Genomic DNA, 25958 nt, shown 5'->3' with positions numbered 1-25958 from the left:
AGGAGGTTATATGAATTTGGAAGGCAAACTACTAATTGGTCAGCAGGCCATTAGCGGCCAACAGGCTGACATTCAAGCCGTTAATCCCGCCACCGGTGAAAAGCTAAGCCCCGCCTACCCTGGCGGCAGCAAAGCCGAAGTCGAACAGGCCTGTGCGTTAGCCGAAGCAGCATTTGATAGCTATCGCGAAACCGGCCTAGAGGCGCGGGCAACGTTTCTTGAGACGATTGCCGCTGAAATTGAAGGGATCGGTGATGAGCTGGTTGAGCGCGCCATGGCCGAAACCGGTCTGCCCCGCCCGCGCATAGAAGGCGAACGTGGCCGCACCTGTGGTCAGCTTCGCCTGTTCGCCTCGGTAGTCCGCGCCGGGGAGTGGTTGGATGTGCGTATCGATCCGGCCATGCCCGATCGTGAGCCGCTACCCCGCGCCGACCTGCGTCAGCGTCATATTGCGCTAGGCCCGGTGGCAGTGTTTGGCGCCAGCAACTTTCCGCTCGCCTTCAGTGTGGCCGGTGGCGATACCGCCTCTGCGCTGGCGGCTGGCTGCCCGGTCGTGGTCAAGGGTCACTCTGCCCACCCCGGCACTTCCGAGCTGGTAGGCCGCGCGATTCAGCGCGCCGTGGCCAAGTGCGATCTCCCCGAGGGCGTTTTCTCACTGCTATTCGGTTCTGGCAAAGAGATCGGTCAGGCACTGGTCGCAGACCCGCGCATTCAAGCCGTTGGCTTTACCGGTTCACGCAGTGGTGGTACGGCCTTGATGGCCACCGCCCAGGCACGGCCACAGCCGATCCCGGTGTATGCTGAAATGAGCTCGATCAACCCGGTCTTCCTGCTGCCCGAAGCGCTCAAGGCGCGCGGTAAAGCGATTGCCGAAGGGTTTGTCGGCTCGCTCAACATGGGCGCTGGCCAGTTCTGCACCAACCCTGGGCTGGTCATTGCGGTGGAAGGCCCTGAGCTGGATGCCTTTGTTGCGGCAGCCGGTGAAGGCGTTAAGGGTAGCGCAGGCCAAACCATGCTGACGCCGGGCATTCATGACGCCTATCAGCAGGGCGTTAGTCGGCTCGCAAGCCATGACAAGGTCACCGAGGTGGCGCGCGGTCAGGCCGGTGAGACAGCGCACCCCTGCCAAGCGGGGCTGTTTGTCACCCAGGCTGAGGCGTTCCTGAGTGACCCTGCGTTGCAAGAAGAGGTGTTCGGTTCCACGTCACTGGTCATCGCCTGTGCCGATGCTCAGGAAGTGGCCCGTGTGGCGGCTCAGTTGGAAGGTCAGCTCACGATTACGCTGCAGATGGATGACGGTGACTTGGCGACTGCCAAGCAGCTGCTGCCGACGCTAGAACGCAAGGCGGGACGCATTCTGGCCAACGGCTGGCCGACGGGCGTAGAAGTATGCCACGCCATGGTACATGGCGGCCCTTATCCGGCGACGTCGGATTCACGCACCACCTCGGTAGGTAGCGCAGCGATCTTCCGCTTCCTGCGCCCGGTGTGCTACCAGGCGCTGCCGGAAGGCCTGCTGCCGGAAGCGATTCGTGATGGTAACCCGGCTGGCGTATCACGCTTGGTCGATGGTAAGCGGGAATAAACCAGCGTCACTCAAGACGTTACTCAATGAAGGCGTCGGTGGTTTCTCGATGACCATATAGAAACGCATCGGCGACTTGGCGTAGCGGGGCAACATCCACCTCGCTGCGCCTGTTTGCGATTAGCTCAGCAAAACGTGCGTAGAGGCCTTGGTACTCGCGCTCTTCGGCTTCCACCACGAGCTCGCCGTCAATCATCAAGCAGCAGCCGCCTTGGGTAAGACTCAAGCGACTGCCATCACTACTCTCGACATGCATATCCCAGGTGGGCGGACCGCTCTGACGAAAGTCAAAGGCTGCCGCAATGGCTGCGCCTTCAGGATCTGTAAAGAAGAGCTCCGCCGCAATCGGCGTTTGCGCATTGCTCGGCACTATCAGCCGCGCCTGTTGCAGGAAAAACGGCTGAGGCAGAATTTCAGTCGCAATCGATAGCGCGTTAATACCAGGATCAAACACGCCCATGCCACCCGGCTGCCAGATCCATGCCTGACCCGGATGCCACACCCGTACATCCTCCTTCCACTCGATCTCAACCCGCTGCACCTGACGGTCGGCTAACCACTGCTGTGCGTGCGCTACGCCGGGCGCAAAGCGCGAGTGCCAAGCCGCGAACAGACTGACGCCTTGTTGCTTAGCGCAGGCAATTAAGTCCTCTACTTCGCTTAACGTCGCCCCTGGCGGTTTTTCCAGCAGTACGTGTTTACCGCGCATCAACGCTGCTCGCGCCTGTGAATAGCGCAAATGCGTTGGCGTACAAATGGCGACGGCGGTGATGTCAGGATGTGCGTCAAGCATCGCCTCCAGGCCTTGATAAGCGGGTAAATCCGGCAGTGAGGCGTGAGGGTCTGCCGTGGCAACAAGGTGGCAGTTTGGAGTAGCGGCGATTGCCGGTAGGTGTTGGTCGCGAACAATCTTGCCCACGCCCACCAGGCCAAGGGTGAAGTCAGACATACGCTTGCCTTTTTAATGGAAAAAACGAATCAAGAATCGCTTAACTGAAAGTGGCTAAGAGGGGGCAGAGTCAATGGGTGTTATGCGGCAACTCGACACTACGGCCCAGTGAGCTGGCGCTGTGCTCTAAGCCCAACGCAGCGGCGGTGCCTGCCAATACAGCCTGAGCCGCTAAAAATGCTTCGCGGGGGCGGCGCAGGCGAATGCTCTCCATCAGCTGACGATGACGCTCCAGGCTTTCATCGGGGTCAACGGCATTCTCGTTGGACATGGATACCAGCATAAAGATAGAGGGCCGCAGGATATGCGATAGCTGCGCCCAGACAATATTGTGGGTCGCTTTGAAGATCGCCTCATGGAAGGCAACATCACACTCGCTATGCAGCCGCCGCTCCTCTTCGCAGGTGGCATTGCGCAGGTTCTGCCCCAGCCCTTCAAAGGCTTCTTCGATGGCCACCAGATCCCGCGCCTTGGCGCGCTTGGCGGCGGTCATCGCCACATAGGGTTCTACATCCAAACGAAAGGCGAGGATTTCGCGCTGTATTTCCGGATTGGGGGCGGCGTAGCGGGTCAGCCAGTCGGTCACCTGAGCGTCGAGAATATGCCACTCTGAATACTCGCGTACTTTGGAACCATGCCCAGAGATACGCTCGATAATGCCCGCCTCCACCAGTTGGCGCAGGTCGCTGCGCACCGCCGAGCGATTGATCGCAAAGCGTTCACATAGATCCATTTCACGCGGCACAAGATCGCCGGGATGATAGCGCCCGCCAAAGATCTTCTCGGCGAGGTATTCGGCGATACTGGGGCGAGCGGCTGGCTTGCTGAGAGATGACGTCACTACGTTAAGACCCTATTTCGATTCCTGCCCATCATAACGTACTTGACCGGTCTACTGTTATCGGTGAGGCAGGTTCAAATCCGGCGCGCATGCGTAGCTCAAGGCGCCTTTCATAGAGGCCCTTCGCACTCAGTGTGCCCAGTACCAGAAGGCCGCCGACCATGGCGATCGGCGCGGGCTGCTCGCCTAAAATCCACCAAGCTAATAGCGTCCCCACCACCACTTCAAGCAATAGCAGTAGGCCCACTTCCGCAGACGGTAGATAGAGCGGCCCGCGCTGTAGTAGCGTCACCCCGCAGGGCACGATAATCAGACACAGCAGGATAACCACGGCGAGTTGGTTGGTGGCTGGCAGGCTCGGTTCACTGCCCGCCAGCCAAAAGATTCCCGCAACGCTACCGACGACAAGTCCGTTAAATACTAGCATCGGGCTCATGTCCACCCCCGGCCGCGTGCGGCAGAGAGTGAAGTTAATGGCCAGGGTGGTTGCTGCCATCAAGGCGAAAGCGTTCCCCACCCACGAGCCGGCACCCGCATCATCCAGCGCGATCATCGCTATACCCACCATGCAGAGACAAATTGCCAGCCAAGTACGCCTGGGCAACCGCTCTTTGAGGATAATCCAGGAGAGAACAGCGGCGATAATCGGCGAACTAGCCAGTATCATCAGCACGTTGCCTGCCTTGGTGTACTGGTTGCCCAGCACGAAGCCACAGGTGGTCAGGCTGAATAGCAGCGCCACGGCGATGCCGGTCCAGCCACAGCGACGGTAGGCTGCCAGCGTGCCTCGGCCATAGCGCGCCAAGGCAATCAGCAGAAAACCCAGCCCGGAGAGAAAACCGCGCCACATCAGTATTTCCGCGTCGGGCAGGTCAGCTACCTTGATCAGCAAGGCATCCGGCGCCATGATTATCGCGCCGCCGCCGGTCAACAGCAGCCCCTGCTGACGATGCGAAAAGGTACTCCAACGACTCATGTGTGGTAACAAATCCTTTAGTGATTGTCTCTAGGCGGATGCTGGCGAGCGACATCGCGATACTTGGTGGCGGGCTCCAGGGTCATCCCGCGATCCAGCGGCTCGACCATACTGCGCTGGATCTCTTGCCAAGGAGTCTGGTGGCCGGGGTAGCGGTAGCCACCCTGCTCAGCCAAAAGCGTCCGGCGTGCTTCTAGCTCACTGGCTTCAATCAAAAGCTGTACCTCACCACGTTTGAGATCAACCCGCAGCCGATCACCGCTTTCCAGCAGCGCCAGGCCGCCGCCGGTAGCGGCTTCTGGGGAGGCATTAAGGATCGACGGCGAGCCAGAGGTGCCTGACTGACGCCCATCGCCCAGGCACGGCAGCGACTCGATGCCTTGCTTGATCAGCGCCTCTGGCGGCTGCATGTTGACGACCTCGGCACCGCCGGGGTGGCCAACCGGGCCTGCGCCGCGCATCACCAGAATAGTACGGGCATCAATGTTAAGCGCCGGGTCATCGATACGGGCGTGGTAATCCTCCGAGCCGTCAAATACCACAACCTTACCTTCAAAGGCTTCCGGGTCGTTGGGATCATTCAGAAAGCGCTCGCGGAAATCCCGGGAGATCACGCTGGTTTTCATCAGCGCCGAGTCGAACAGGTTGCCCTTGAGATTGAGGAAGCCCGCATGCTCGACCAGCGGATCGCCGTAGCGACAAATCACATCGGGGTCCTGGGTTTCGCGACCCTGTAGATTATCGCCTATCGAGCGGCCGTTGACCGTCAGCGCATCGCCGTGCAGTTTACCCGCCGTTTGTAACTCGTGGAGAATCGCGGGAACGCCGCCAGCACGGTGGAACTCTTCGCACAGAAAGGCACCCGCAGGCATCACGTTGGCCAGCAGCGGGATTTCATGGCCCAGACGCTGCCAGTCGTCGTTATTAATCTCGATACCCGCATGGCGGGCAATCGCATTAATGTGCACCGGTGCGTTTGAAGAGCCGCCCAGCGCGGAACACGCCACAATCGCGTTCTCAAACGCTTCGCGGGTTAGGATATCCAGCGGGCGCAGATCTTCCCAGACCATATCGACAATCCGCGTGCCGGTGTCGTAGGCGACCATCGCCCGCTCTTTATAGGGCGCGGGAATCACTGCGGAACCGGGCAAGCTCATTCCCAGCACTTCCGCCATGGAGTTCATGGTGGAGGCGGTGCCCATGGTATTGCAGTGGCCAATGGAAGGTGCCGAATCGCTGGCGCGGGAAAGGAACTCCGCGTAGTCGATATCACCCGCTGCTAGGCGCTTGCGTAGCTCCCAGATAATCGTACCCGAGCCGACCCGCTCGGCGCCGCGCCAGCCGTTGAGCATCGGCCCGCCGGAAAGCACGATGGCCGGGATATTCACCGTTGCCGCTGCCATTAGCGCGGCGGGAGTAGTTTTATCGCAGCCGGTGGTCAATACGACGCCGTCTAGTGGGTAGCCGTGGAGCACTTCCACGATGCCCAAATAGGCGAGGTTACGGTCCAGTGCCGCAGTGGGCCGCCGCACGTTCTCATGAATCGGGTGCATGGGAAATTCAAACGGCACGCCGCCTGCGGCGCGAATACCGTCCTTCACCCGCTTGACCAAATCAATATGGTGGCGGTTACATGGGGTTAAATCCGAACCCGACTGACAAATACCAATAATCGGCTTACCGCTGGTCAACTCATCCAGCGTGATGCCGTAATTGAGATAGCGCTCAATGCACAGCGCCGTGGTACCGGGGTGATCAGGGTTATCGAACCAATAGCGTGAACGCAGCTGCTCAGGCGTTATGCGTTGAAAATTGGCCATGGGGACACTCCACGCCTAAAGTAAAGGTTGTAAGAACGTTTATAAGAACAGTTGTAAAAACTGCTATAAGAACGAAAGAAAGATTGCCACGAAGGTACGCTTTCTTTATTGCGGCGTCGATACATACAAAAGTATATGTTGAACATATACGAAAAACGTTACACATTCACCTAAGGGTCGCGGTGCTGACGCGTTAAAGCCAGCGCCGCTGCCAGACAACAACAACAGCCACCAAGCTGTAGCTCGCTTAGAAGACTAGACTCCCTTAGTAAAGCGGCCTACAGCACGCCAGGAGAATGACGATTATGCATCATCTTTGGAAGCGCACTCTGTTAGTGACCGGCGCTACGCTGCTCAGCTCAGGCATGGTTTACGCGCAAACACCCGATCTATCCGACCCACCGGAGATTGAGGGCGACACCGTAGGTGACCACGGTAGCGTCACGTTACGCATGGGGCTTGGGTTGGCCGAAAGCTCGCCACAATACCTCTCTAGCCAATATTTTGCGGATATTCTTGACGAGCGCAGTGAGGGGCGCATTACCGTTAATATTTTCCCTAATAGCCAGCTTGGCGATGACGTGCAGATGATGGAAATGCTGCAGACCGGCACGCTGGATATGACCTATCCTTCTTCTTCTCCCGCCACGGGCTATGTGGAAGAACTGGCGGTTTTCGACTTACCGTTCTTGCTGCCCACCCGTGAAGCGGCCGTTAAGGCCATGCGCAGCGATGCTGCCCAGGAGATGCTTGACGCGTTCGATGGCACCGGCTTGAAAGCATTAGCGTTCTCTGAAAATGGTTTCCGCCAGCTCTCCAATAGCGCCCGGGAAGTCACTTCACCAGAAGATGTGGCGGGTCTAGATGTTCGCGGCTTGTCGATTCGCACCATGGAAAACCCGGTGCACTTAGCCATTTGGGAAGCGTTGGGCGCCAACCCCACCCCCATGGCATTTGGTGAACTGTTCTCTGCCATGGAGCAGGGCGTAGTGGATGGTCAGGAAAACCCCTGGAGCACCATTCTGACCTCCAACTTCCATGAAGTGCAGGATTATGGCTCCGAAACCCGCCACGTCTATACGCCCTTCATCAAAATGATCTCTCAGCGTACTTGGGACGAACTCGACCCTGAATATCAGGAACTTGTTCAGGAAGCCGCGCTGCAGGCTGCCGATTACGAAATCCAACTCTCCAGCGAGTACGACGACTGGGCGCGCGAGCAGCTTGCGGAACGTGGTATGCAAATCACCCGTCTTAATGACGAGCAGATTGCCGCTTTCCAGGAAGCCGTGCAGCCTGTTTACGAAGAGTGGGCACCGCGCATTGGCGAAGATCTCGTAGCTGAATTCCAAGAGATTGCTGAATCGACAATGACTGAGTAGTGACGTATCACTGTTAGGCTTTCTGCTGCTTAACATTTGCTTACAGGAACAGGCAAGAGGTAAACACCTCTTGCCTGTTCTTTACTCATACTTGCAGTGTAATCATGGCTATGCCCACTAACACGGTTGCTTTGCTCTACGATTTTCATCACCAACCGCAGCAACTCGGTACTGAACAACACAGTGGCTCGGCATTTGATAGTCAATACTTGCCATATAACACATTATTGCGGCCCTGCTAGCAGAGCTCATTACCCTGATGTTGGCCAATGTGATCGGTCGCGCCCTGTTCAATAATGTAGTGCCCTAAGCCAATAAATTCGTGCGTATACTGTTTATTTGGCTGATTTTTATGCTCTTGGGCAAGCTTATGGACAGGACTGCGTGACCGGATCATGTTGGCCAGATAAGCCTGATTACGATATGGAAAGCCCTGGGACGGTTGGGATTAGCATTGAAAAACAATGTACGCCGCCGATTACAAACGCCCTGATAATGCCGAAGCAATATCCCGCTTGGCAGCAAAACGCACTCATCTCGCGACGTAGCAGCTGGTTTGTAGTTCCGAACGTATCCACTTCTTTCAGAATTTGTCTATTGCCGCTACAACAAATTAACCTCTGATCTTGAATACCTGCATTCGTACCGGCTCAAACAGGTGGTATATTTTCCCTGAATACCACTTGCAATCGTGGCGGGTACTCGGGCTCTCTTGAGCCGCGAACCGCAGAGGAAAGCAGCTTGATGATCTCACGCGCTTCTACCCTAGGGTTCTGATCGATGATGGCATCAAGGGTCCGGTCCAGTAACATCATCTTAGTCGCTTCAGTCAGGTCATGGGCAATGAAAACGATATTTTTACTAGCACCGCTTTCTTGTAGTGCGCGGCTAATGCCTTGATTGCCGGAGCCGATGTTATAGATAGCGCCTGGGGGATCACTTTGTAGAAGCTGGCGCGTTTCTTCGTACGCTCGGTCTCGATCATCGTTAACTTGAATAGTATGTGATATCCGCAAATTTGGATGCTCTTGGGCCAGAATGGCGCGAAACCCCATTTCTCTCTCTTCATGACCACGGTAGGAGGCAGAGCCGATGAAAACCGCTACATTGTGATTACGATCGTCTTTGAGAAAACGTCCCAGCAGTAAGCCAGCCAAACGGCCAGCGGCACGGTTGTCGATACCCACATAACCGACTTTCTCCACCAATGGTAAATCTGAGACAAAGGTTCCTACATGAATGCCCCGGGCAGCCAGTCTGTTGATCGCTTCACGCACCGCGGGGTGATCAGGTACCACTACCGCGATTGCATCGGTACTGCCCTCCAAAGCCAACAGTTTAGCGGACAGCTTATCGGGTTCTAGCCCCTCATAAAGATGGAGGTTGGGGCTTACTCCACCGTAACTATGTGCCTCCTCAAGAATAAATTTACGTAGCAAAACCATAAACGTGTTGTTGCCAGCAGGCAGCATAAAGTCCATACGGATATCTGCAGGTGTATCCGCCTCAATCGGCCCAAAATAACCCAGCTGAGAAGCTGTATGCATAACGATTTCCCGAGTGCGGACCTTGACTCCTAAGCGATTGTTTAACACTCGGTCTACTGTGGCCGTGGACAGGCCTGCGACTTTCGCAATTTGGCTGACAGTGGTTCTCACGCCCTACCCTCCTCGATTTTTACTGACGCAACACCTAACACCCCTCAAAAAACATCTTTTTAAATATCTTTCGCTTAAAAACGATAGCCAAAATAAAAAAATGCCAAAAATGATTAAAAATGATGGATAAAGATGAAAAAAGGCGTTTGAGATAACCTCATTATTAATCAAACATAAAGTACGCGAAACAATAATACTCGTTGGCGCTGACAAAAGCGGATGGCGAATAGGATATAAAACAAGAAGAGGTCGGGAATGAATGACATCGTTTTCAAGCCAGATGCCGATATTAGAGTTCGCAAATATCGTATTGGGTGTATTGGCGCAGGCATGATCATGTCCGAGTGCCATCTTGCAGCTTATGCCGAGGCAGGCTTTCCTGTAACAGCGATTGCCTCACGTACCTATGCGCATGCCCAGGAAGTAGCAAACAGATGGTCAATCCCCGTTGTACACACTACTCCAGAGGCTTTAATCGCCGACGATACGGTAGACATTGTCGATATCGCCTATCCTCCGGATCAGCAGCCAGCCCTTATTCGTGCCGCACTGAAGGCGCGTCATATCAAGGCCATTTTGGTACAAAAGCCGCTTGCATTTACTCTGGTTGAAGCTCGCTCATTGCGCGACGAAGCCGCCGCTTCCGACAAAATTTTGTCGGTGAATCAGAACATGCGCTATGACCAGTCAATAAGAGTTCTTCATCAGCTCCTCAGTAATCACGCTTTGGGAGATCCTGTATTTGCCCAAATCAATATGCATGCAATTCCTCATTGGCAAGGTTTTTTACACGATTATGATCGCTTAACTTTAGCCAATATGAGCGTACATCACTTAGATGTACTGCGCTTTCTGTTTGGTGATCCTAAAGAAGTGACAAGTGTCACTAGAAAGGATCCACGCACTACCTTTAAACATTCCGATGGTATCGTTGCCACCACCCTGCGGTTTCCATCAGGGTTGTTGGCATTATCACTGGAAGACGTATGGTCCGGCCCCCGTGAAAGTGGCTTTCAAGATGACCAATGCATTACATGGCGGGTTGAAGGCACGGCTGGTGTAGCCAAAGGCACTATCGGTTGGCCAGGAGGCGAGCCGTCTACGCTTACCTACGCGAGCAAGACACACACCGATGGCAAGTGGGTATCTCCACATTGGGACACCATGTGGTTCCCACACGCATTCATAGGCGTAATGGAACAATTGCAATACGCGATTGAATCTAACACTCCCCCCGTACTTCACGTCGCCGATACTGTGCGAACCATGGCGCTAGTAGAGGCAGCTTATCAGTCGATTGATGAGCAGCGTACTCTGCGCTTTAACGATTTTATCCAAGAATAAAATAAGGAGTTTTCGCTATGATGCAGACAGGCATTTTCTCAGGTTACTTTCCCTACTCACTTGAAGTGTAGTGGCATAGTGAATTTGGCCACCTACTTAGAGGTGCTAATATGCACCAAGACATCACTAGGTGGCAGCATGGTAACAAGACCAAAACGTAACTTTAGCCCTGAATTCCGACTCGAAGCAGCACAGCTAGTCGTCGATCAACACTACACGGTTCGTGAAGCGGCTGAAGCCATGAATGTGGGGTATTCGAGCATGGATAAATGGGTTCGTCAGTTACGCCAAGAGCGTGATGACCAAAGCCCTAAAGCAACGCCCATGACACCCGATCAGCTCAGGATTCGCGAGCTTGAAAAGCGCATCCGTGACATTGAGATGGAAAAAGACATCCTAAAAAAGGCTACCGCTCTCTTGATGTCGGACTCCCTGAACACTTCTCGCTAATCGAGAAACTCAAGACGAGCTACCCGGTAAAAAAACTGTGTGACGTGTTTGGCGTGCATCGCAGCAGCTTTAAATACTGGAGACAACGTTCAAAAAGACCTGTGTGTGCCACGAAGACTAAGGAAATAGCCAAGGTCAGAGAGCTCTTTCGCGAGAGCGAAGGCTCTGCAGGGGCGCGCAGCATCGCAGAGATGGCGACAAGGCAGGATGTGCCGTTAAGTCGCTATCGCGCTGGCCGCCTGATGGAAAAGCTTGGCCTAATTAGCTGCCAAGTGCCTGGGCACACCTACAAGAAAACAGGTGATGAACATGTTGAGGTACCGAACCACTTAGCGCGTCAGTTTAACGTTGAGGCGCCCAACCGCGTTTGGTGTGGCGACGTCACATATATCTGGACTGGCAAACGCTGGGCTTATCTAGCCGTTGTCATGGACTTATTTGCTAGGAAAACGATTGGCTGGTCGATGTCGTTATCGCCCGATAGCGAACTCACCAGCAGCGCATTGAAAATGGCTTATGAGAGCCGTGGGCGGCCAAAAGGGGTTATGTTCCACAGCGACCAGGGCAGTCATTATACGAGCCGTAAGTTTCGTCAGACACTCTGGAAATGCCAGGTAAAACAAAGCCTAAGCCGACGTGGTAATTGCTGGGATAATGCGCCAATGGAGCGTTTCTTCAGGAGCTTAAAGGTTGAATGGGTGCCAACGTATGGCTATCGCTCATTCTTGCAGGGGCAGCATCATATCGTGAACTATTTAATCGGGTATTACAGCCAGCTTAGGCCTCACCAGCATAACGGTGCTATGAGTCCGAACCAGGCAGAGGAAAAGTACTGGGTTAACTATAAAGCGGTGGCCAGTTTTACTTGACCACTACAAAGAGTCCGCCAAGACAATCCGAAGTCACAACTTCAACACTGTGCAATTGGATATGCACTTCAGAGACATGGATTTATCTGCTGGCCAAATCACTCAACAGAAATGCGATAAAATTCGTAACACATTCCGTGATCACCACTTACCGATTTGTGCAATTTCCGCCTATACCAATATCGTTCACCCTGATGCAGACGAACGTCGTAAACGAAATGGGTTACTTAAAGAGATTATTGCTAACGCGCAATATCTTGGTACACCCTATGTCATTTCAGAAACAGGCACCTTCAATACTGAAAGCGATTGGGTACACCACCCAAAAAACAAAACCGAAGAAGGTTGGGCAGACTGCCGTGGAGTCATCGCTAATCTCGCTCAACACGCCTATGACCATGGCGCGGTTTTCCTTCTTGAAACCTATGTGAACAACGTAGTTGGCTCCGTAGAGGAAACGCTACGTATGTTCGTCGAGGTCAATCATCCTGGCTTGGGTCTGTTGATGGATCCAACTAACTATTTCGAAGCGCATAATATCGGCAAGATGGATGAAACTCTCAATAGAGTTTTCGATGCACTGTCAGACAAAATCTGTATTGCTCATGCAAAGGATGTAAAACGCTCTGGTGACGACAAGGGCGAAAAGCACAGCGATATCGGTGATGAGAGCGCAGCGGAGAGCCATACATTCCGTGGCGTTGGCGAAATAGAACTCCCTGCACCAGGCCTGGGTGAGTTGAACTACGACCTTTATTTAAAGCGTCTATCAAAAACACATCCCAATATCCCTATCATCATTGAGCATTTGGATGAAAGTGATGTACCCCGTGCGAAAAAATTCATTGACGGCAAACTTCGCGCGAACGGCGTCTGAACACTTAGGCCCGTTAACGACGGGCCTACCATCCATATGTTAAATGCAGAATGCTGTCCCCAGGCGGCATTTAAAGGAGAAGTTATGCCTGAACTCTATGGTAAAGAGCTAACTCGACGGGACATTGAGGCAAGTAGTGGCTCTCTAGGACAGTTTGCTGGCGTGCGACTGATGCAGTTAGAGGACGGTTTAGAGCGTGGCATTCGCATGCTTGAATTTCGTTCAGGAACGGGCTTGCGGTTCACCGTATTAATTGAGCGGGCTATGGATATCGCCGATTGCGAGTATCGCGGTCATTCGATTGGATGGCACTCTCCATCGGGCTTTCGCCACCCAAGTCTGCATGAATATGAAGGCGAAGATGGGCTCGGTTGGATGCGCTCTTTTTCAGGATTAATGGTCACCTGCGGGCTAGATCACATCCTTTTTATGTACGATGCGCCAGCGGACAATTACATTTATACACCCCGTAAATTGGTTAAGCAGTCTATCCATGGCCGAGTGGGGACTATCCCTGCCCGCCTCAGTGGTTATGGTGAACGCTGGGATGGGGATAGCTGTGTACTTTGGGCAGAAGGGGTGGTGACTCAAGGCACCGTTTTCGGCGAACACCTTGAGCTACATCGTCGTATTGAAATCAACGTTGGTAGTAACGATATCTCCATCAGCGACCGTGTGGTAAACCGTGGTTTCTATCGTACACCGCATATGTTCTGTTACCACATCAATGTGGGCTACCCAGTGCTCGATGAAGGCACGCGTTATGTGGCACCTATCACAGACGTAATATGGGCCGCTCATCATGAAACTTACCGATCGCAAGATGTCGGCTACTGCACCTTCCCGCCCCCTCAGTTAGGTTTCCATGAGCAGGTCTGGCAACACGAAATGAAGCCCAATGACACAGGGGAAGTATCCGTCGCCTTAGTTAATGACCGACTTTCTTTGGGGTTGGAGGTAACTACTCGCAAGGATCAATTTCCCTGCCAATACCAGTGGCAAAACCTGCAAGCCGGCCAATATGCGGCAGGTATAGAACCCTCTACCAATCACGTTCTTGGTGAAGGTGCTGCCCGAGAGCGTGGCGAACTAATCTGGCTTCATCATGGCGATGAGCGTCATTATGACATCCGTTTTCGCGTACTAACGGATAGGCAGGAAATCATTAACTGCGAGAAGCGCATTACAGCAGTTGCTACCCAGCCTGACGAAAACTTTCCGGTACCCTCTGGCAAGTTCCCTGTTATAGGAGGCCGCTCATGAGCGATGTAAACCTTACTCACTCTCTTGCTGCTCAATTTTCCATTAAAGGCAAACGGGTACTCTACACGGGCGCCGCCGGTGGGTTAGGCCGTGAAACCACTCTAGAAATCCTTGCCCTGGGTGCAAGCGTGGTAGCCATTGACAATGACACTCGCAAAATAGCAGAACTACGCAACGCCACACCGGAACACCTACAGTCGCAGCTAGAGATTATCGAGTTGGATCTGGCCGATCATCAAGTGCTTGAACAACAGCTCGGCGAGTTGGTTAAAGAAAGGCCCATTGATGTGGTGATAAATAATGCGGCTATTTATCCGTGTAAGCCTTTTGAAGACTTCACCATTGAGGAAATGCGCAACGTTCATGCGGTGAATGTAGAAGCTGCTTTAATCTGCACCCGTATCGCCTTGCCAGGGATGCGAGACCAGAAATGGGGAAGAATTATTAACATTTCGTCTATTACGCTTTCTGGTGGCTGGGAACAACTGGCGCCTTACGTTCAATCGAAAGGTGCTCTTGTTGGTTTGACCAGAGCCTGGGCGCGTGAGTTTGGTAAGTGGGGAATCACCTGCAACACCATTTCGCCGGGAGCGTTTCCTACTGACGCGGAAAAAATACACGACAATTCTGAGCAATACGCTCAGTTTGTGCTCGATCATCAATCCATCAAACGACGTGGCTGCGCCACTGATATCGCATCGGTAATTCTGTTTCTAGCATCAGATGCCTCCTCATTTATTACGGGGCAAGACATCGCAGTGGATGGTGGCTGGGTAATGAGATAGTGAATAACTAGCAGTTGCAGTTGGCCTTTGCTTAAGCAAGCATAAATATTAACTAGCTAAGTGGTTGAGCACGTGCCGGATTTCGATGCCCAAGCTTAGCCTCAATTGCTAATTTCGACAGAACCACAGCGCCGCAAGTCCTACTATTAGTTTATGACACATAAAAATTTATCTTCTTGTTAAATATAGATTAAAAGCTACTAAAAATTGCTTTTAAGCTTTTACGTGACCCGCTCTCTATCTCTTCAGAGACTTGCTTGGCTATACCTTCGTCTAAGTTAGAAACAACATAATTGCGGTATCAAAAATCTCGTGCTAGATTTAATGTTAGCGCTAACGTGAGCGCTAACATAATGACAAAAGGAATATATGATGACCTTGCTATCTCCAAAACGTCTACTGATTGGGATTGCTCTTACCGCAATTTCTTCAGCAGCAACTGCGCAGCAGTCTGCGACTTTTGGCGGCTCAGATGCGCTGGGGTCGCTCTATGATCGCCAAAATCGCTTATTCGTTGATTTAGTAAACGAAAAAGCCGGCGATCAGTTAAAAATTAATTTTATCCAAGGCGAGCAATTGGGTAATGACGTCCAAGTCATTGAGCAAACAATGGGAGGATCAGTCCAGTTATATGGAGACGACCTTTCCTGGTACGCCAACTGGGTGAATGATTTTTCTATTCTAGGCTGGGGCTTCACTTTCCATAGCCTTGACCATATGGCCACGTTCTTCGAGAGCCAAGCCTATCAGGATATGGCTCAAGAGCTTATTGATGAGCAAGGAATTCGAATTCTTGCTCAAGCCCCCATTCAACCTCGCATGACATTTACTAATAAGCCCATTGAATCGGCTGACGATATTGATGGGCTCAAAATGCGTGTTCCTGAAATACCGACTTATCTCGAATTATGGGAAACCCTTGGTGCCAACCCTACGCGTGTAGCATGGGGAGAAGTATACCTAGGCTTACGTTCTGGCGTTATCGAAGCGGCGGAGGGGCCAGTATCAGCAGCATATGCTGCTAAATTCCATGAAGCAGCGCCTTATGTACTGCGTACAGATCATATTTTGACGGCTACCCATATCTTAGTAAATGAGAGCTTTTATCAATCACTCTCTCCTGAGTTGCAAACAGTACTTGATGAAGCTGCAGAGGAAGCTACTGCTTGGGCTCAAGAGCAGGCTATAAACGAGACCGATGAATTGGTGGCAAAGATGGAACAAGAAGGTGCCACCATTATAACCATTGATCTTGAGCCAGTGCGTGAAAAGGCCTTATCAGCTGTTGAACGCGTCGAAAGTGATGGCATGTGGACTCAAGGCTTATGGCAGTCGATTCAGGATATGGCTGAATAAACTGCTACCTCAATGGAGAGCCGCTTATGGAATTCTATCGTAAAACCTTGAAAATTATCGAAAGAATTGAACTCGCGACTGCTATGGCACTGTTTGTCGTGATCGTTTTATCGATCACGCTGCAAGTGATCAGCCGCTATGGCTTTGGACGCCCCTTTGTCTGGGTTGAGGAGTTAGCCACCTACTCCTTTATTTGGATTGTATTTTTGGGAGCGGCAGCGGGCATGAAGCGGCTCGCTCATATCAAGATAGAGGCAGCATCGCTGCTGGTTTCTGTCAGAGTCCAAGCTTTAATGCGTCTATTTGGATACGCCGTGATGCTTTTCGTTCTTTATTGGCTAGTTGTAAAAGCACCAGGGGTCATGAGCATTGAAGCACGATCAAACTCAATATCACTGCCAATTCCCATTTCGCGTATGTGGTTCTATTCGATGCCTCTGTTTTACGCATCGCTGTCGATGGTACTTACCTTGGCCTTCTATACCGTTGCTGACATTGTAGCGTTGATTAAAGGGGAGCCAATGACTTACATCAACGGTGAATCGATCACTGATTTTGCTCGTGAAGGAATCTGAGTCATGCCCATTGGCTTTCTACTCGTTATTTTTCTGGCGTTGATTGCACTAGAAGTGCCTGTTGCTTTTGCAATGCTGTTTGCAGCTTTCATTTTTATCATTACCGGGCCCGGCCTGCCTATGGAGATCGTGATCCAGCGCATGTCTGGTGGGCTAGACAGCTTTCCATTGTTAGCTATCCCACTTTTTGTGCTTGCTGGTCATCTATTCAATCGTGCAGGTATTTCTGAGCGAATTTTCGATTTTGCATCAGCTCTGGTCGGACATATGCGAGGTGGGTTGGCTCAGGTCAATATTGCCGCCTCTATCATTTTTGCAGGAATGTCAGGAGTGGCTCAGGCCGATGCCGCCGGTTTAGGGGCAGTCGAAATTCGGCAGATGAAGCAGCGTGGTTATTCTGCAAGTTTTGCTGCGGCAGTCACCGCTGCTTCTTCCATTATTGGGCCAGTCATTCCCCCCTCCGTGATAATGGTTATTTATGCCGTGACGGCCCAATTGTCGTTGACTGATTTGTTTCTCGCAGGAATTGTGCCCGGCCTACTGATGGGGCTCTGCCTGATGGTAGTCGTTTATTATCTGGTGTGGTCCGGCCGTGAAGCGGCACCAAGGGATGAGAAGAAATCTCTAAAGGTTCTTGGCGTTACATTTTTGAGAGCTCTGCCAGCTTTGGTGGCACCGGTGTTACTTGTGGCAGGTATGCTCAGCGGCGTTGCAACACCCACAGAACTTGGCGCGTTAATCGTAGTTTACGCCGCAGCTCTGGGTTTCATTAACAAAGAGCTGGACTTCAAAGGCTTGATTGACACCTTGGCAATGAGCGCTATTACCACTGGAGTACTAGTGTTCATTATTGCAGCAGCCTTCCCGTTCGGCTGGCTTATTTCGGTACAGAATTTGCCAGGGCTGCTAGTAGATTTCATGCAGAGTCTTACTGACAATCCTCTGCTGCTGCTACTGATACTCAATATTTCATTACTGCTCGTGGGTCTCTTTATGGAGACCACTGCGATCATTCTTATTGCCACACCCGCCCTACTTCCACTCGTGGCCGCGTATGAAATTGATCCGATACACTTCGGGATTGTAATGATTCTTAACCTTTTGATTGGATCTTTAACCCCGCCATTTGGAGTGATCTTATTTATTTGCAAGCACATTGCCCAGATCAGTTTCTGGCAGATGATTCGCGCAATACTTCCTTTTTATATTCCTTTATTGCTGGTTTTACTTGCGCTTACTTACTTCCCACAGCTCGTACTGTGGCTACCCAATAAATTTTAATAGGATTTTTAAATGTCTGGAATCTTAGCTGGTTACAAAATAATTGATTGTACTATCGCAATGGCAGGCCCCTTCGCAACACAGCGCCTTGGAGATCTTGGTGCAGATGTTATTAAGGTTGAGCCTATTACTGGCGAATGGCAGCGCCATGTGGCTGCTGGTGGGGCTAATGGCAATAGGATTAACGTTTCTTTTACAGCATTAAATCGCAATAAAAGATCTTTAGCCGTTGATTTAAAAAATGAAGAAGGCAAAACAATTGTCAAAGACTTAGTGAAAAGCGGTGACGTCTTCGTACAGAATTATCGCCCCGGTGTCGCTAAAAGATTAGGCGTTGATTATGAAAGTCTTAAAGAGATTAATCCTAAAATCATCTATATATCCATGTCTGGTTATGGTGAGGATGGTCCTTATATAAACTGGCCTGGCCAGGATATGTTACTCCAGGCGATGAGTGGCGCTATGTACAACGTGGGCCGCGATGGAGAGGCACCGCTTCCTTCAGGTAACTACCTTGTTGATGCCGTCACTGCCTATTCTGCGTTTGAAGCGGTAATGGCCGCCCTCTTACACCGCGAGCGTACTGGTGAAGGTCAAAAAGTCGACGTCAATATGCTCGACTCGATCATTTCTTTACAGATGCAGGAACTCTCGATCTTTAGCATTGGGGGCGTTCCTCAAACTCGCTCGAAAGAGCCGGATGGTCACACATACATTCGAGCTCCTTATGGCGTTTTTAATACAGCAGATGATGCAATTGCTCTCGCTTTCCCGCCGTTACGCAAGTTCGGAGAAATTGCAGATATCCCTGAATTTCTGAACATGGAGGATGGCCGCGACTCTTTTACACAAAAAGATTTGATTATTGCCAAGACCCGCGATGCGATGAAGAAAAAAACCACATCGCAATGGCTCATTTTATTTAGGGAAGCCGATATTTGGGCGGGCCCAGTCTATACCTATGCTGATCTAGTAGAAGATCCTCAGGTGAAGCACAACGGTTCTCTCGTCGAATATGTTCACCCTACTGAGGGCCTAATTCGCACACCAGGTTTTCCTTATAAGTTTTCCAAGAGCCCATGCGAGATTCGCCGCGGCGCTCCTCTAACAGGGGAACAAAGCAAGGAGATTCTTAGAGAGTTGGGATATGAAGAAAGCCAAATTAATCATCTTCTCACCAATGCCGTTATCGCCAGTGAAACACTATAGTTTAGTGGCAGAGAATGCCTCTAACCATTAAGCAGGGATTATTGCCAGGTATGGATGAGAATACTAAGTCTCCACTAGTCAAGCGCCGTCGTCGTACGACTTCAAGCCGTGTGACGATGGCCGATGTCGCCCGTAAAGCTGGCGTCTCAGGGCAGACCGTATCACGAGTACTTCATCAACCTGAATTAGTCGGTGAAGAGGTGGCACTCCGCGTTCGCGATGCAATCGAGTCCCTGCAATATGTGCCAAATTTAGCTGCAAGTCAGATGGCCTCTAATCGAAGCGGCATTGTGGCTGCCATCATTCCGTCTATTTCGTCATCTGTATTTGCAGATACTATTCAGGCTCTCTCCGATACGCTCGTTCCAGCTGGCTACCAAATTCTACTCGGTAACACCGAATATGATCCCGATAGAGAAGAAGAGTTGGTACGTAGCTTTCTTGGCCGTGGGCCAGACGGCATCATGCTAGCGAGTACACATCACAATCCATCCCTCATTAAACTGCTATCTCGCTCACGACTACCGGTTGTAGAAACTTGGGACTGGCTGGAAAACCCTATCGATCTGCTAGTGGGATACTCAAATGAAAGAGCCTCCTATCAAATGGTGCGCTATCTCGGTGAAAAAGGTTACCGCAAAATCGTTTTTGCTGGAGTAACAAATGTTGGCGACTATCGTGCAGAGGCCCGTTTGCAAGGCTATCAAGCGGCAATAAAAGCGATGGGACTAGATAAACCTCGCGTACTTACTCTGGCGGGCCAGCCGTTAACGATGCAAGTTGGTGCCCAAACGCTCATCAGCATTTTGAAGCAACATCCCGATGCTGATGCCGTATTTTTTTCATCAGATGTATTCGCGTCCGGTGCCCTACTCGAGTGCACACGCCGAGGTATAGCGGTGCCTAAACAACTGGCAATAGCTGGATTTGGAGATTTTGAAATTGCGAAAAACCTAGTGCCAAGCTTGACCACAGTGTCAGTCCACGCTGCTCAAATTGGTCAGAATGCAGCAGAACTGCTGCTTGCGCGCATGGAAAATAATCCGATTGATAATAAATGTATAGACGTCGGGTTCGAGTTGATTTTTCGTCAAAGTACCTAGCCCAAAGGAGTCGTCATTATGAAGTTTAGCGACAAAAATTATTTTGAAGATTTAGAAATTGACTTTACGTACGAGACTCCAGCTATAACCGTGAGTGAAGCACACATTTTAGGCTTTGCAGGTTTGACCGGCGACTTCACTGATGTGCATGTTGACGAAACGTTTGCTCAAGAAATGGGATTTAAAGGTCGTCTTGCCCATGGACTATTGGTGCTTGGACTTATTGACGCACTCAAAAACCGTTGTCTAGTTAGTTTTCATGTTGTAGCCGCACTTAATTGGAATTGGCAATTTTCTGAACCTGTTTATATAGGTGATCGACTTCGAGCCAAGCTTACAATCAAAGAAAAACGTCTAACGAGCAAAGGTAATCGCGGGATAGTAACGCTAGGAATTCAAGGCATCAACCAAGATGAAAACGTCGTTCAGGAAGGTACTAATCAGATCATGGTATTAACCCGACCATAAGTTTTTAAATACTAAGCGGGAGATCGATATGAGCGAGCATATTTACACAGAACAAGATGGCTATCTTCTGATTATTACTCTTGCCAGGCCAGAAAAACTAAATTCAGTTACTCCTGAAATGGCTGAAGCGCTGATATCTATAGTAGATAATTGCAATAGTGACGATAGCGTACGCTGTGTAATTTTGACAGGGACGGGAGACAAGGCTTTCTGCGCCGGTTCAGATATCCGTACGCTAGATAATTACGATACACCATGGAATTTTCGTAATAGGCGCGACTATTGCGATGCACTTCGACACGCGACCAAGCCCGTTATTGCTGCAGTTAATGGGTACGCATTTGGAGGCGGGTTTGAAACGGCGATGAGTTGTGATATTCGCCTTGCTTCGAAGAATGCTAGTTTTGCCGCACCCGAGGTCAAGCTCGGCTGGATTGGGGGCGGGGGTATGGCGGCGCATTTAACCCATACAATCGGCTCCTCTAATGCCGCGATGATGATTATGACGGGTGACTCCATCGATGCTCATACCGCTTTAAATTGGGGCTTAGTATCACGCGTAGTAGACCGTGCTGAATTATTGAGCGAAGCAAAGGAGCTTGGCCATACAATTGCAGCACGTGCGCCTATCGCTACTGAAACCGCCAAAGTAAATTTGAGAGCGGCATATGGTATGAATATTGAAGATGCAATCACTTATGAAAGGGATCTTCAAACAATTTGCTTTGCCACAGAAGATGCCGCTGAGGGAAGAGAAGCTTTTAAACAAAAGCGGGCTCCACTTTTCAATCGACGTTAAAGGGGGCATTTCACTGAATAAAGGAATTTATTATGTCTGAGAATCTACCGCTGAGCGGACTAACGGTAATCGATCTTAGCCAGTTTCTTTCAGGACCGTATGCTTCATTGCGACTGATGGACTTAGGCGCACGTGTTATCAAAATAGAGAGACCTGAAACAGGCGATATTGCAAGAACGCTTTATATGAGTGACACAGATATTGGAGGAGACTCGACGCTATTCCATGCCATTAATCGCAATAAAGAAAGCTTGGCGCTAGACCTTAAGTCACCTGAAGACTTAACTGTATTACGTAAATTACTTTCGAAAGCAGATGTGCTCATTCAAAATTTTCGACCCGGCGTGATTGAGCGGCTTGGCTTAGATTATCATTCTGTAAAAGCGATCAATCCTAAATTGATCTATGCATCAATTTCAGGCTATGGAAAAGAGGGGCCGTGGTCAGGCACTCCAGGACAAGATTTATTGGCGCAATCGCGTTCTGGAATCATGTGGTTAACAGGAGATGACACCCAAGGCCCTGTTCCTATGGGGTTAGCTGTAGCTGACATACTTGCTGGTTCAGCTATCGTACAAGGCGTTTTAGCTGGCTTAGTTCAAAGGGGTGTTAAAGGGGTTGGCTGTCATGTGGAAACAAGCCTCATGGAAGCACTTATAGACCTGCAGTTTGAAGTACTTACTACTCATCTAAATGATGGTGGTCGACCGCCAAAGCGCGCTAAGAGTCGCAATGCGCATGCGTATTTAGCGGCGCCTTATGGGGTATATCCAACAAAAAATGGTTATTTAGCGATTGCTATGACGCCCATTGGGGATTTAGCTGATCTTCTCGGAATACCCGCTCTAACAGTTTATCGAGACAACCCCAAAAGTTGGTTTACTGCTAGAGATGAAATTAAAGAAATTCTATCTCATAAACTTAAAGAACAAGATACAGAGCATTGGCTTTCCATCCTCGAACCCATGGATATTTGGTGCTCTAAAGTTCTTCAATGGGATGAACTAATAAATCATGAGGGCTTCTCCTCCCTTGATATGCTTCAGGTCGCCGAGCAAGAGGGTGGTGTGTCGATTAGAACCACACGCTCACCGATAAGAATTAACGGTGAGCGCCCCATTACGAATTTGCGTGCGGCCCCTCGTGTTGGTGAGCATAGCGACTTAATAAGAATGGAATTAGGAATATGACATTAAAACTTAAGGGTATGACTTGGAGCCACCCTAGAGGCTACGACCCAATGGTCCACTGCTCCACTCTCTTTATGCAGGAGACTGGAATTGAAGTCTCTTGGGATAAACGCAGTTTACAAGATTTTGAATCGTTTCCTGTTGAAGAGTTGGCAAAAAACTATGACCTGATAGTGATCGATCACCCTCATGTAGGACAGATTACGGCTAGCGAATGTCTTGTGCCACTTGATAGTGGCAATCAACAAGGCATCCTGGATGAATATCTACAGCACTCGGTGGGCCCTTCTTATAAAAGCTATTTCTGGAAAGGGCAACAGTGGGCACTGCCAATTGATGCTGCAGCCCAAGTACAAGCCTATCGCCCAGATATTATTTCTCAGCCTCCTAAATGTTGGGAAGAAATAATAGAGCTGGCGAAAAATGGGCAAGTTATTTTACCGCTTCGATCCCCTCATGCACTGATGTGCTTTTATACTTTAGCCGCTAATCAAGGTTGCCCATGTAATACTGGAGATGGTGATCTTATAAACATGGCTGAAGGGGTCAAAACTTATCGCTTATTAGATGAGTTGGTAAGCTTACTCGATCCACAATGCTTTGAAATGGATCCAATTGCTGCACTTGAAGCGATGTCGGCACCTAATAGCTCTTTTGCTGTGATGCCTTATGGTTATGGCTATGTAAGCTACGCACTTGAAGGATTCAGACCTAACTTACTCGCGTTTTCAGATATACCTAGTATTGTCAGGAATGGCGTGCCTGCCGGCTCAGTATTGGGTGGAACAGGTATCGCCGTATCTGCCTTAAGCGAGCATCGTGAAGAGGCTATGAAGTTTGCTTATTGGATCGCCAGCAGTGAAGTTCAGCGCTTATCCTATGCGGCGTCAGGTGGTCAGCCTGGGCATGCGATGGCTTGGCACGATAAGCATGTAAACCTTGCCACCCATGGTTTTTATTCGAATACGCTATCTACTTTAGAGACATCATTTGTTCGTCCTCGACATAATGGATATATGCACTTTCAGAATGCAGCATCAGAACGGCTTAGTCTTGGGCTGAAAAAACGTGAGCAGGCTGAAACGGTGATTACGGATATTAACGCCCTGTACAAGAGGAGCAGAAATAGGTAACAGCTATAACTCATAGTGTACTTAACAAGCCTATCCAAGCCACCCTTATTACCACCCTCCCTGGCATTGTGACTTGGCTACCTTGGCCTAACTGCCATATGACAATCAGTGTGACGTTTCCCGACTTATGGATGGTAAACGCGAAAGCTAGCTAGCACGCATATACAGACGCTAGGATGCATCCGAGAGGCGCTTTTTTAGTTGCATATAAGTGCCGTAATGGCGATCAAGGTGGCGCTGCATGGCCGCCTCGGCCGCGTCCGGGTCGCGGGACTCAATGGCAGCAATGATTTCGGTGTGGGCGGCGGTCGCGGCTTTATCTTCATCTTTTTGCTGCAACACCAGCGCACGGCGATCATCCAGCCATTCGGAAAGTGCCACGTGGATGGCATCGAAAATGGGGTTACGGCCAATACTCGCCAACACGCCATGGAAGTCGTTATCAGAGCGTTTGAAGCGAGCCTCGTCGCCAATCGCATCGCGATTATCCGCCAACGCAGCATGAAGCCTAGCAAGGTCCTCCTCGCTGGCGTGGCGGGCCGCGTAGCGCGCCAACGAGATTTCAAACATGGCCCGCGCTTCCTGAAAATACTGCTGGCCATCGGGCTTGGAAAGCAGTTGCCGGGTAACGCCGGAAAGCCTCGCCATCACCGCCTCAGCAGTGGGACGAATCACCCTAGCGCGCGTGCCGCTATTAATGGCGATAAGCCCAAGCTGCTGCAGGTGGAAAAGCGCCTCGCGCACAGCAGGCCTGCCAACGCCAAACTGCTCCATCAATTCCCGTTCTGACGGCAATTGATCATTTTCACTTAGCCGCCCTTCGAGAATCTCCGCCTCGAGCTGTTCAGCGACCTGTTCGGACAGCGTTTTACGCTCGATCCGGTATCTGCTCATAGGCAGTCACCCCTGGTTAACCTGGAATTCGCCGCCATTTTACTGCATTTCTCGTCATTATCCTTCAAACCAGCTGAGAGAGCGGCGTTATTTGGTACTGCTCGGCGATCTCGGCATAGGCTATTTGATTGGCAGAATCGAGCGGAATGCCTTCGGCGTCGCGCAGAGCCTGGCAGCGCCATTCTCGATCCCCAGGCGCCATCACCTGGGCGTTGGGTGCAGCAGGCTGGGCACGCAGGTCGGCCAAATACTCGGCCATTCCGCGGGCAAAGGTGCCAGCATCCACGAAGGCATCCGGTTTCATAACCAGAAAAAAGTGGCCGACGCCGCGCGGTGTCGACATATCAGGCCCGCCCATCGGCAGCAGCCGAAAGCCGTGCTGCATACCCGACAGCATTGAACTCAGAACCTCCACCATGCCACCCAGCCCCGCACCCTTGAAGCCGAAGCCGCTGCCGCCCAGCGGCAACAGTGCGGCCACTTCACTAGGAACGCGGCTTACCTGCCCGGCAGCATCCGCCGCGACTTGATCCGGAAGTTCACGGCCAATCGCACCGAACTGCTGCACGCGATTCCAGGGCACCGAGCTAGTCGCCATATCCAGCAGGTAAGGCGACTCGCCCGCCACCGGCGCTGCAAAGGCGATTGGGTTGGTGCCATGGAACGGCTTGGCACCCTCATGCAGCAGCACAAAAGGGTCCGAATTGCAGAACGCCATGCCGAGATAACCGCGCTCGGCCGCTGCCAACGCATAGCACCCCGCTGCCCCAAAGTGCGATGAGTTACCCACCGCGACGGCACCCATGCCCACCTTTTCTGCCATTGCCATGGCATGCTCCATGGCGGTATACCCCGCGAGGTGCCCTAACCCGTTGTCAGCGTCCAGAAAACCGGTCGCTGCCAGGCGCTGGTGGAACTGCATGTCGGGCGCGCCGTTGATCCGCCCGCCCTTGAGCACCTGCAGATAGTGGGGCAGCAGACGCAGGCCGTGGCTGTCGGTTCCCATACGTGAGGCGGTAATCAGCGCGTGAGTGACCGCGTTCGCCGATGCCTGATCAGCACCTGCTGCCTTCAGAGCGGCTTGCATGAAGCGGGCAAGGTCTTCACGAGCGACGCGAAAATTTGACGATGTATCTCTCATTAATCAATAG

The 25958-nt window shown here is 51.3% G+C and carries 23 protein-coding genes; 16 read left to right on the top strand and 7 right to left on the bottom strand.

The window, feature by feature from the left end; genetic code table 11:
- Nucleotides 1-10: 10 nt before the first annotated feature.
- Nucleotides 11-1585, top strand: a complete 1575-nt coding sequence (locus KO116_RS04165) for an aldehyde dehydrogenase (NADP(+)) (protein WP_035561434.1) — start codon at nucleotides 11-13, stop codon at nucleotides 1583-1585.
- 19 nt (nucleotides 1586-1604) lie between these two features.
- Here the strand turns inward: KO116_RS04165 and KO116_RS04160 are convergent, their stop codons facing one another.
- The 4 genes from KO116_RS04160 to KO116_RS04145 all read right to left on the bottom strand — a co-directional run bounded on the left by KO116_RS04160 (nucleotide 1605) and on the right by KO116_RS04145 (nucleotide 6171).
- The gene (locus tag KO116_RS04160) at nucleotides 1605-2534 is read right to left on the bottom strand and encodes a Gfo/Idh/MocA family protein (RefSeq protein ID WP_035561431.1); all 930 of its coding nucleotides are present in this window, start codon (nucleotides 2532-2534) and stop codon (nucleotides 1605-1607) included.
- A gap of 70 nt (nucleotides 2535-2604) precedes the next feature.
- Nucleotides 2605-3375 carry a FadR/GntR family transcriptional regulator gene (locus KO116_RS04155; protein WP_035561428.1) on the bottom strand — a complete coding sequence of 257 codons (771 nt, stop codon included), beginning with the start codon at nucleotides 3373-3375 and terminating at the stop codon, nucleotides 2605-2607.
- 31 nt (nucleotides 3376-3406) lie between these two features.
- Nucleotides 3407-4351 (bottom strand): DMT family transporter, encoded by a 945-nt coding sequence (locus tag KO116_RS04150; RefSeq protein ID WP_035561426.1) that lies wholly within the window; start codon nucleotides 4349-4351, stop codon nucleotides 3407-3409.
- A 17-nt stretch (nucleotides 4352-4368) separates the two neighbouring features.
- The gene (locus KO116_RS04145; RefSeq protein ID WP_035561423.1) at nucleotides 4369-6171 is read right to left on the bottom strand and encodes an IlvD/Edd family dehydratase; all 1803 of its coding nucleotides are present in this window, start codon (nucleotides 6169-6171) and stop codon (nucleotides 4369-4371) included.
- Nucleotides 6172-6476: 305 nt separating this feature from the next.
- On the opposite strand from KO116_RS04145, the gene KO116_RS04140 reads away from it, so the two are divergent.
- Entirely contained in the window at nucleotides 6477-7553 is a 1077-nt protein-coding gene (locus tag KO116_RS04140; protein WP_035561420.1) for a TRAP transporter substrate-binding protein, read from the top strand.
- Between the two features lie 650 nt (nucleotides 7554-8203).
- Here KO116_RS04140 and KO116_RS04135 read toward each other — a convergent pair.
- Nucleotides 8204-9100 carry a substrate-binding domain-containing protein gene (locus KO116_RS04135; protein WP_235272501.1) on the bottom strand — a complete coding sequence of 299 codons (897 nt, stop codon included), beginning with the start codon at nucleotides 9098-9100 and terminating at the stop codon, nucleotides 8204-8206.
- A 366-nt stretch (nucleotides 9101-9466) separates the two neighbouring features.
- Here KO116_RS04135 and KO116_RS04130 point away from each other — a divergent pair, with 366 nt between their 5' ends.
- The 14 genes from KO116_RS04130 (at nucleotide 9467) to KO116_RS04060 (ending at nucleotide 23913) form a co-directional block, all read left to right on the top strand.
- A complete protein-coding gene (locus KO116_RS04130; RefSeq protein WP_035561415.1) occupies nucleotides 9467-10555 on the top strand; it encodes a Gfo/Idh/MocA family protein in 1089 nt (362 codons plus the stop codon).
- A 138-nt stretch (nucleotides 10556-10693) separates the two neighbouring features.
- Nucleotides 10694-11874, top strand: a protein-coding gene (locus KO116_RS04120; RefSeq protein ID WP_144408557.1) for an IS3 family transposase whose coding sequence is annotated in 2 segments (ribosomal slippage) — nucleotides 10694-10961 and nucleotides 10961-11874 — 1182 coding nt in all. Because the reading frame shifts where the segments join, the coding sequence is not laid out codon by codon here.
- Nucleotides 11875-11950: 76 nt separating this feature from the next.
- Nucleotides 11951-12751: a sugar phosphate isomerase/epimerase family protein gene (locus KO116_RS04115; protein WP_235272500.1), complete on the top strand. Its 801-nt coding sequence runs from the start codon at nucleotides 11951-11953 to the stop codon at nucleotides 12749-12751.
- A gap of 84 nt (nucleotides 12752-12835) precedes the next feature.
- Nucleotides 12836-14014, top strand: coding sequence for an aldose 1-epimerase family protein (locus tag KO116_RS04110; protein WP_035561404.1), 1179 nt, complete (start codon nucleotides 12836-12838; stop codon nucleotides 14012-14014).
- Nucleotides 14011-14799 (top strand): SDR family NAD(P)-dependent oxidoreductase, encoded by a 789-nt coding sequence (locus KO116_RS04105; RefSeq protein WP_035561402.1) that lies wholly within the window; start codon nucleotides 14011-14013, stop codon nucleotides 14797-14799. Before KO116_RS04110 ends, KO116_RS04105 begins: the two co-directional genes overlap by 4 nt.
- A gap of 372 nt (nucleotides 14800-15171) precedes the next feature.
- Entirely contained in the window at nucleotides 15172-16155 is a 984-nt protein-coding gene (locus KO116_RS04100; protein ID WP_035561400.1) for a TRAP transporter substrate-binding protein, read from the top strand.
- Between the two features lie 26 nt (nucleotides 16156-16181).
- Nucleotides 16182-16730: a TRAP transporter small permease gene (locus tag KO116_RS04095; RefSeq protein WP_035561398.1), complete on the top strand. Its 549-nt coding sequence runs from the start codon at nucleotides 16182-16184 to the stop codon at nucleotides 16728-16730.
- A gap of 3 nt (nucleotides 16731-16733) precedes the next feature.
- Nucleotides 16734-18011, top strand: coding sequence for a TRAP transporter large permease (locus KO116_RS04090; RefSeq protein ID WP_035561396.1), 1278 nt, complete (start codon nucleotides 16734-16736; stop codon nucleotides 18009-18011).
- Nucleotides 18012-18023: 12 nt separating this feature from the next.
- Nucleotides 18024-19220 (top strand): CaiB/BaiF CoA transferase family protein, encoded by a 1197-nt coding sequence (locus tag KO116_RS04085; protein ID WP_035561394.1) that lies wholly within the window; start codon nucleotides 18024-18026, stop codon nucleotides 19218-19220.
- Between the two features lie 50 nt (nucleotides 19221-19270).
- Nucleotides 19271-20323 carry a LacI family DNA-binding transcriptional regulator gene (locus KO116_RS04080; RefSeq protein WP_052703723.1) on the top strand — a complete coding sequence of 351 codons (1053 nt, stop codon included), beginning with the start codon at nucleotides 19271-19273 and terminating at the stop codon, nucleotides 20321-20323.
- An 18-nt stretch (nucleotides 20324-20341) separates the two neighbouring features.
- A complete protein-coding gene (locus KO116_RS04075; RefSeq protein ID WP_035561392.1) occupies nucleotides 20342-20791 on the top strand; it encodes a MaoC family dehydratase in 450 nt (149 codons plus the stop codon).
- 28 nt (nucleotides 20792-20819) lie between these two features.
- Nucleotides 20820-21590 (top strand): enoyl-CoA hydratase/isomerase family protein, encoded by a 771-nt coding sequence (locus KO116_RS04070; protein WP_035561389.1) that lies wholly within the window; start codon nucleotides 20820-20822, stop codon nucleotides 21588-21590.
- A gap of 32 nt (nucleotides 21591-21622) precedes the next feature.
- Complete coding sequence (locus KO116_RS04065) at nucleotides 21623-22780, top strand: CaiB/BaiF CoA transferase family protein (RefSeq protein ID WP_035561386.1); 1158 nt, start codon at nucleotides 21623-21625, stop codon at nucleotides 22778-22780.
- Complete coding sequence (locus KO116_RS04060; RefSeq protein ID WP_035561384.1) at nucleotides 22777-23913, top strand: ABC transporter substrate-binding protein; 1137 nt, start codon at nucleotides 22777-22779, stop codon at nucleotides 23911-23913. The genes KO116_RS04065 and KO116_RS04060 overlap by 4 nt, the downstream gene beginning before the upstream one ends.
- 171 nt (nucleotides 23914-24084) lie before the next feature.
- On the opposite strand, the gene nanR is transcribed toward KO116_RS04060, so the two are convergent.
- Nucleotides 24085-24807 (bottom strand): transcriptional regulator NanR, encoded by a 723-nt coding sequence (gene nanR / locus KO116_RS04055; protein ID WP_035561380.1) that lies wholly within the window; start codon nucleotides 24805-24807, stop codon nucleotides 24085-24087.
- Nucleotides 24808-24871: 64 nt separating this feature from the next.
- Nucleotides 24872-25948, bottom strand: a complete 1077-nt coding sequence (locus KO116_RS04050; protein WP_035561377.1) for an Ldh family oxidoreductase — start codon at nucleotides 25946-25948, stop codon at nucleotides 24872-24874.
- Between the last annotated feature and the right edge of the window lie 10 nt (nucleotides 25949-25958).

The sequence above is a fragment of the Halomonas sp. KO116 genome (genome assembly GCF_000734975.2).
Classification (GTDB): Bacteria; Pseudomonadota; Gammaproteobacteria; order Pseudomonadales; family Halomonadaceae; genus Vreelandella; species Vreelandella glaciei.
The sequence above is the reverse complement of the archived record's forward strand: the minus strand, read 5'-3'. Positions and strand labels throughout refer to the sequence as shown.

What these genes read in the sequence shown, in the direction of transcription:
- KO116_RS04065 (WP_035561386.1), top strand. Translation starts at nt 21,623, where the DNA reads ATGTCTGAGAATCTACCGCTGAGCGGACTAACGGTAATCGATCTTAGC.
- KO116_RS04100 (WP_035561400.1), top strand. Translation starts at nt 15,172, where the DNA reads ATGACCTTGCTATCTCCAAAACGTCTACTGATTGGGATTGCTCTTACC.
- KO116_RS04060 (WP_035561384.1), top strand. Translation starts at nt 22,777, where the DNA reads ATGACATTAAAACTTAAGGGTATGACTTGGAGCCACCCTAGAGGCTAC.
- KO116_RS04090 (WP_035561396.1), top strand. Translation starts at nt 16,734, where the DNA reads ATGCCCATTGGCTTTCTACTCGTTATTTTTCTGGCGTTGATTGCACTA.
- KO116_RS04075 (WP_035561392.1), top strand. Translation starts at nt 20,342, where the DNA reads ATGAAGTTTAGCGACAAAAATTATTTTGAAGATTTAGAAATTGACTTT.
- KO116_RS04080 (WP_052703723.1), top strand. Translation starts at nt 19,271, where the DNA reads ATGGATGAGAATACTAAGTCTCCACTAGTCAAGCGCCGTCGTCGTACG.
- KO116_RS04165 (WP_035561434.1), top strand. Translation starts at nt 11, where the DNA reads ATGAATTTGGAAGGCAAACTACTAATTGGTCAGCAGGCCATTAGCGGC.
- KO116_RS04095 (WP_035561398.1), top strand. Translation starts at nt 16,182, where the DNA reads ATGGAATTCTATCGTAAAACCTTGAAAATTATCGAAAGAATTGAACTC.
- KO116_RS04135 (WP_235272501.1), bottom strand. Translation starts at nt 9,100, where the DNA reads ATGCATACAGCTTCTCAGCTGGGTTATTTTGGGCCGATTGAGGCGGAT.
- KO116_RS04160 (WP_035561431.1), bottom strand. Translation starts at nt 2,534, where the DNA reads ATGTCTGACTTCACCCTTGGCCTGGTGGGCGTGGGCAAGATTGTTCGC.
- KO116_RS04050 (WP_035561377.1), bottom strand. Translation starts at nt 25,948, where the DNA reads ATGAGAGATACATCGTCAAATTTTCGCGTCGCTCGTGAAGACCTTGCC.
- KO116_RS04140 (WP_035561420.1), top strand. Translation starts at nt 6,477, where the DNA reads ATGCATCATCTTTGGAAGCGCACTCTGTTAGTGACCGGCGCTACGCTG.
- KO116_RS04145 (WP_035561423.1), bottom strand. Translation starts at nt 6,171, where the DNA reads ATGGCCAATTTTCAACGCATAACGCCTGAGCAGCTGCGTTCACGCTAT.
- KO116_RS04115 (WP_235272500.1), top strand. Translation starts at nt 11,951, where the DNA reads ATGGATTTATCTGCTGGCCAAATCACTCAACAGAAATGCGATAAAATT.
- nanR (WP_035561380.1), bottom strand. Translation starts at nt 24,807, where the DNA reads ATGAGCAGATACCGGATCGAGCGTAAAACGCTGTCCGAACAGGTCGCT.
- KO116_RS04085 (WP_035561394.1), top strand. Translation starts at nt 18,024, where the DNA reads ATGTCTGGAATCTTAGCTGGTTACAAAATAATTGATTGTACTATCGCA.
- KO116_RS04070 (WP_035561389.1), top strand. Translation starts at nt 20,820, where the DNA reads ATGAGCGAGCATATTTACACAGAACAAGATGGCTATCTTCTGATTATT.
- KO116_RS04130 (WP_035561415.1), top strand. Translation starts at nt 9,467, where the DNA reads ATGAATGACATCGTTTTCAAGCCAGATGCCGATATTAGAGTTCGCAAA.
- KO116_RS04105 (WP_035561402.1), top strand. Translation starts at nt 14,011, where the DNA reads ATGAGCGATGTAAACCTTACTCACTCTCTTGCTGCTCAATTTTCCATT.
- KO116_RS04150 (WP_035561426.1), bottom strand. Translation starts at nt 4,351, where the DNA reads ATGAGTCGTTGGAGTACCTTTTCGCATCGTCAGCAGGGGCTGCTGTTG.
- KO116_RS04110 (WP_035561404.1), top strand. Translation starts at nt 12,836, where the DNA reads ATGCCTGAACTCTATGGTAAAGAGCTAACTCGACGGGACATTGAGGCA.